Here is a 5,159-nt window from a genome sequence, read left to right as displayed (position 1 = left end):
TGGCACGACCGACGCGACCGCCGACGAGCTCGAAGCGCTGAATCTATCGCCACTACACCGACCCCGGCATGCTCGAGTTCATCGTCGGCGGTACCGACGTGCCAGGTGAGATCCGCATCCTCGCCGAACGGGCAGCGCGGATGCTCACCCGCAGTCATTGACCAGTCCCCGCGGCGGAGGTAGAGCAGATGGGAATTGAGTGAACCACCCTGGGTTTTTTAGAGACCGGGGCGGTTCAGGTCGGTCGTTGCATTGCACCGGGCGTCCGTCAATATAGCCCCCAGGAGCATCCACGCCCGGCTTCCGCATCATCGTGGTATTCCGGACACGGACAACCGGGGAAGGTATGTCGGTCTGACAGTGGGGTGCTGGTGAGGAAATGGCCGCCGGAGGGGTCAACAGTTTCGTTGGATGGTCAGGGCCTTGATCATGGCGGCCCATTCGTAGCTGATCGCGTATGGCCAGCCGCGCAGTCGTGGGGAGACAGTGACGAACAGGGCGCGGCCCTCGTAACACCGTTTCACCCGTAGTCGTGCCCGGGTGTCCTGTGGGGTCCCCACCACGATCAGTACGGATCGCCAGCCGTAACGGGTGGCCAGTTCCGCGGTCATCCGTGCCTCACCCTGGGTGGTGACCGGGTCCGGGCGGAAGCAGATCACCTGGATGCCGGGCAGGGCGGCCGGGCACGGGTCGTCGGACCCGGCCGGGGTCGACACGGCGAGTACCGGCGCGTACCCGGCCCGGGCCAGGTCGACCGCTCTGGCCAGCCGGCCGGGGCTGCCGGCGTACATCACGATCGCGTCGACCGGCTCCGGGGCGTCCCGGACCGGCCAGACGAACAACCGCCCGGTCGCGGTGAGGAACACCACGGCGGCCAGGCCGATCCCGACCCCGACCCGTCCACCCGGCACCCGTCCGAGCCAGCCTCGCGTCCGAGCGGGCCGGTCCGGCATCCGCCTGAACCAGGCTGGCATCTGGGCGGGCCGGTCCGGTGTCCGTCCGAACTGGTCTGGAGCCCGGGTGAACTGGACCGGTATCCGGGTGAGCTTGTTGAGCTTGTTCGGTGCCCGTCCGGGCCGGCCTGAAGCCCGGGCCCGGAGCGGGCGATGTTCCCGACGGCCCGGGACGGGGCCCGGCATCCACCCGAACCGGCCTGGCAGCCGGGCCCACCCGAACCGGCCTGGCTGACGGGCCCGGGCGAACCGGCCTGGCTGACGGACGGGCCCGCCCGGCTGCCTCATGAAGCGGTCATGGCGGGCTGCCGCGCCACCCCGATCCGCGAGCGAGGGTAGACCAGTGAGGACTGCGCCCGGTCGGCGGGCCAGACCACGTGCGCGACACCGTCCCGCCACTGCACGAGATGGCTGTGATGGCCGACCTGGAGGCCGGTGGCCTCGTCGAGACGGAAACGGCCCAGCAGGGTGGACGTGTCGAGTGTGCGGGCGGCGGCGAGCACATGATGGTCGTCGGCCTGGCCGTTCGCCCAGATACAGCGGCCCAGGACCAGCCCGGCCGCGTAGGCTACCGCCGCGGTCGCGGCCGGCAGCTGGTCGTACATCTGCTGGTAGCAGGCGACGAACTCGGACACGCTCGGACCGGTGCCAGCCTCCGCGGGTAGCCGTGGTGACCAGGCGCGTGGGCCCAGCAGGCCATCGCGGCGATCACGCAGTGTGGCCAGTGCGCCGTCGTGCCCGGCGGTGGAGAACGCCGCGGCCCGCCACGGCCGGCGCAGCAGCACCTCGGCCGCGGCGTTCTCGTCGTCCGGATCGCCCTGGACGATCAGGACGTCAGCGGGTGGTACGCGGCGCGCGGCGATCATGGCCCGGCCGGGACGGAACACGCTGGAGGCGACCTCGAAGCCCAGTCGTGCGGCGGCGGCCCGCACGACGGAGACGACTTCCAGCGCCCGGTCGTCGGAGGCCAGCAGCACCGTGACCCTGCGGGCCTGCCGGTCGGCGGCGCGGACCGCGGCGAGCAGCCCCCGCGTCCACGTCGAATGCGGGGAGAGCAGATTGACGACGTTCGGGAACGCCTGGCGGACGAACCGGGTCGAGGGCGCGCCGATGTTGAACACGACCCGGTCGGTGGCGGCACACGCGGCCAGCGCGCTGCGCTGACCGTACGGGCCGAAGATCGCGTCCGGCCCGGCCGCGGCCGCGGCACGCGTCGCCGCGGCGGGATGCGGATGCGCGTCGTACGCGGTGACGTTGATGTCGTCCCACGGCGGCGGAAGCTGCTCATCACGAGCCCACAACGTGACCGCGCGCAGAGTGGTCAGACCGTGGACGGCCGCCGGACCGGTCAGCGGAGTCACCAGCGCGACAGCGAGCGACGAGGACATCGGTACCTGTCTACCAGGTGATGGGCCTGCGATGTTCAACGGAGTGTCGACGTTGTTATGACACCCGGGCCATGGGGATGGCTTGTTCTGGCGCCTCGGCCGTGGATACGGCAGGCGGAGAGGCGGACGTCCGGGCCTGGATCATTCGTCTGCCGCCCCGGTTCCCGTGGTTCCGTAGGATCGATTCGCAGAAGCGCTTCCGTCCCGGGCGTCTCGTCCCGGGCCACCGGCGGGACGAGACGGAAGACGGGACGAGACGGAAGAGATGAGACGGAAGAAAGGTGAGTGAGCGGTAGATGGCACGCGACGGTGGGCGCCGTGGCGACCCTCCGCCCGCGCCGCCGCCGTTGTCGGTGGAGGCAGAGGTGATCGACAGCCACTGCCACCTCGACATCATGGGTGGGGAGGTGGACGCGGCCGTCGCGGCGGCACGGGCCGCCGGTGTCCGGCGGCTGGTGACGGTGGGGGTCGACCTGCCGACCAGCCGTTGGCAGGCGCAGGTCGCGGCCGGGCATCCCGACGTCTACGCCGCTGTCGCGATCCATCCGAACGAGGCCGCCGACGGCGTGGACGAGGAGACGTTCACCGAGATCGCCGAACTGGCCGCGGCGCCGAAGGTGCGGGCGGTCGGGGAGACCGGCCTGGACTACTACCGCACGCCACCCGAGCGGCACGCCGCTCAGCAGGACAGTTTCCGCCGCCACATCGCGATCGCCAAGCAGGCCGGCCGCACCCTCATGATCCATGACAGGGAGGCCCACGAGGACACACTGCGTATCCTCGTCGAGGAAGGCGCGCCCGAACGAGTGGTCTTCCACGCCTTCTCCGGGGACGAGGCCATGGCGAAGGTCTGCGCCGACGCCGGCTACGTGATGTCCTTCGCCGGGAACGTGACATTCAACAACGCGCAGCGCCTGCGGGACGCTGCCGCTGTCGCGCCCCGTGACCTGCTGCTGGTCGAGACGGATGCCCCGTTCCTCACCCCGGTGCCGTGGCGGGGCCGGCCGAACGGCCCGTACCTGATACCGCTGACGCTGCGCGCGCTGGCCACCGCCCGCGGGGAGGACGTCGACACCCTCGCGTCGGCGATCGCCGCCACCTCTGAACGGATGTTCGGACCCTGGTAGCCCCCGGCCCGGATACTCCCCCCTCGTCGTCGTCCGGTTCGGGGCTTCCCGATGGTCTGCTCACGCCGGCGGACGTACGGTCGATCAGCGCCGCTGTCGGCGTACGGCCGACCAAGCGCCGTGGCCAGAACTTTCTCGTCGACCCCAACACCGTCCGCCGGCTGGTCCGCCTGGCGGATGTCGGGCCGGACGAGACCGTCCTGGAGATCGGTCCCGGACTGGGCTCGCTGACCCTCGGACTGCTGCCGGCCGCCCGCCGGGTCGTCGCGGTCGAACTGGACGAGGCGCTGGCCGCGGCACTGCCGGCGACCGTCACGGCACGGCTCGGGCCAGCGGTTGCGGCCCGCCTGACCGTGCTGGCGGCGGACGGCCTGCGCCTGGAGCCCGCGGACATCCCTGGCGACCCGCCGAGCGTCCTGGCCGCGAACCTGCCCTACAACGTGGCCGTCCCGCTGCTGCTCGGCGTACTTGAACGTTTTCCGTCGGTCAGGCGCGGGCTGGTCATGGTGCAGGCCGAGGTCGCCGACCGGCTGACCGCGTCACCAGGTGGACGGGTGTACGGCGTGCCGAGCGTGAAGATGGCCTGGTACGCGTCGGCGCGTCCGGCCGGCCCGGTGCCGCGGGCGGTGTTCTGGCCGCAGCCGAACGTCGATTCGTCCCTGGTGGCGTTCAGCCGTCGTGATCAGCCGGGGCCGCCACGGTTGCGCCGGGCCGTTTTCGCCGCGGTGGACGCGGCCTTCGCGCAGCGCCGCAAGACGCTGCGGGCGGCGCTGTCGGGCTGGGCGGGGTCGGCGGACCAGGCCGCGCGTCTCGCGCTGGCCGCGGGCATCGACCCGTCCGCCAGAGGCGAGATCCTGGACGTGGCCGCCTTCACCCGCCTCGCCCTCACCCGCCTCGGTCCGGGTGCCGGCTCCGAGTGACGGCAGGCTGGCTCTGACCGACGCGCCGGTGGCACGGACGCGGTCGTGCGCTCAGCGCACGCGGTTGTCACGCTGTGTACCCGGGACGAGTTTCAGCTCGACGGCAGGGCGGGAGCGTGCCACGGCCTCGTCGACGCGCGGCAGTACGACCTCTTCGACGTCCCGGGAGCCTCTCCGGGATCTTCCAGGCCGCGATCTTCTCGGCGGCCTGGTCGGTGATCAGCGGGCTTCTGCGGGCGGCCGGCTGCCGGCGTACGCGGCCGGCCACGCCCAGCGCGGCCGATCACTGGCGTGACCAGCCACCCGTGTGCATCGTCTTACCCGGCGGTGGCGAGGGCGCTCGTTTCCTACCGGCCGGATAGGTTCGTTGGTGCCCGGTGCCAGAGCACGCCCCAGGAGCGAAGGAGAGTCCGCTGTCTCGGTCTCACCGGCACCCTTCCGGTGCCGCCGGCGCCGACCGGCCGTCCGCGCCCGTTCCGGGCAGCCGGGTGACTGTCCGTGCGCCGGCCAAGGTCAACCTGCATCTCGGTGTCGGGGCACGCCGCGACGACGGCTACCACACGGTCATCACGATTCTGCAGGCCGTCTCGCTCTACGACGAGATCACGGTGTCCACGGCCGACGGTGCCGGGCTCGACCCGGACGCCGTGGAGCCCGCCGTGTCCGTGGAGGTCACCGGTGAGGGAGCCGCCGGGCCGACAGCGCCGCTCGTCCCGCTGCCCGGGCCGCCCGGCCGGCCCGGGCCGTCCGCGCCGGCTGGCGACGCCGCGG

General features: G+C 72.1%; 4 protein-coding genes and 1 pseudogene. 3 read left to right on the top strand and 2 right to left on the bottom strand.

Features of this window, described 5'->3' with window-relative positions; all coding sequences use genetic code 11:
* Positions 1-395 precede the first annotated feature (395 nt).
* Positions 396-911 (bottom strand): YdcF family protein, encoded by a 516-nt coding sequence (locus tag NBW84_RS11670; RefSeq protein WP_445548236.1) that lies wholly within the window; start codon positions 909-911, stop codon positions 396-398.
* Positions 912-1,237: 326 nt separating this feature from the next.
* Complete coding sequence (locus NBW84_RS11665; RefSeq protein ID WP_250284468.1) at positions 1,238-2,341, bottom strand: ABC transporter substrate-binding protein; 1,104 nt, start codon at positions 2,339-2,341, stop codon at positions 1,238-1,240.
* A 296-nt stretch (positions 2,342-2,637) separates the two neighbouring features.
* Here NBW84_RS11665 and NBW84_RS11660 point away from each other — a divergent pair, with 296 nt between their 5' ends.
* The 3 genes and pseudogenes from NBW84_RS11660 to NBW84_RS11650 all read left to right on the top strand — a co-directional run.
* Entirely contained in the window at positions 2,638-3,468 is an 831-nt protein-coding gene (locus NBW84_RS11660) for a TatD family hydrolase (RefSeq protein WP_250284467.1), read from the top strand.
* 56 nt (positions 3,469-3,524) lie between these two features.
* Positions 3,525-4,388 (top strand): 16S rRNA (adenine(1518)-N(6)/adenine(1519)-N(6))-dimethyltransferase RsmA, encoded by an 864-nt coding sequence (rsmA, locus tag NBW84_RS11655; protein ID WP_445548237.1) that lies wholly within the window; start codon positions 3,525-3,527, stop codon positions 4,386-4,388.
* Between the two features lie 488 nt (positions 4,389-4,876).
* Positions 4,877-5,159 (top strand): annotated as a pseudogene (locus tag NBW84_RS11650) (4-(cytidine 5'-diphospho)-2-C-methyl-D-erythritol kinase); the annotation flags it as partial.

The sequence above is a fragment of the Protofrankia sp. CiP1_Cm_nod2 genome, assembly GCF_920664355.1.
Classification (GTDB): domain Bacteria; phylum Actinomycetota; class Actinomycetes; order Frankiales; family Frankiaceae; genus Protofrankia.
Note: the sequence above shows the minus strand (reverse complement) of the source record. Positions and strands in the feature narration are given on the sequence as shown.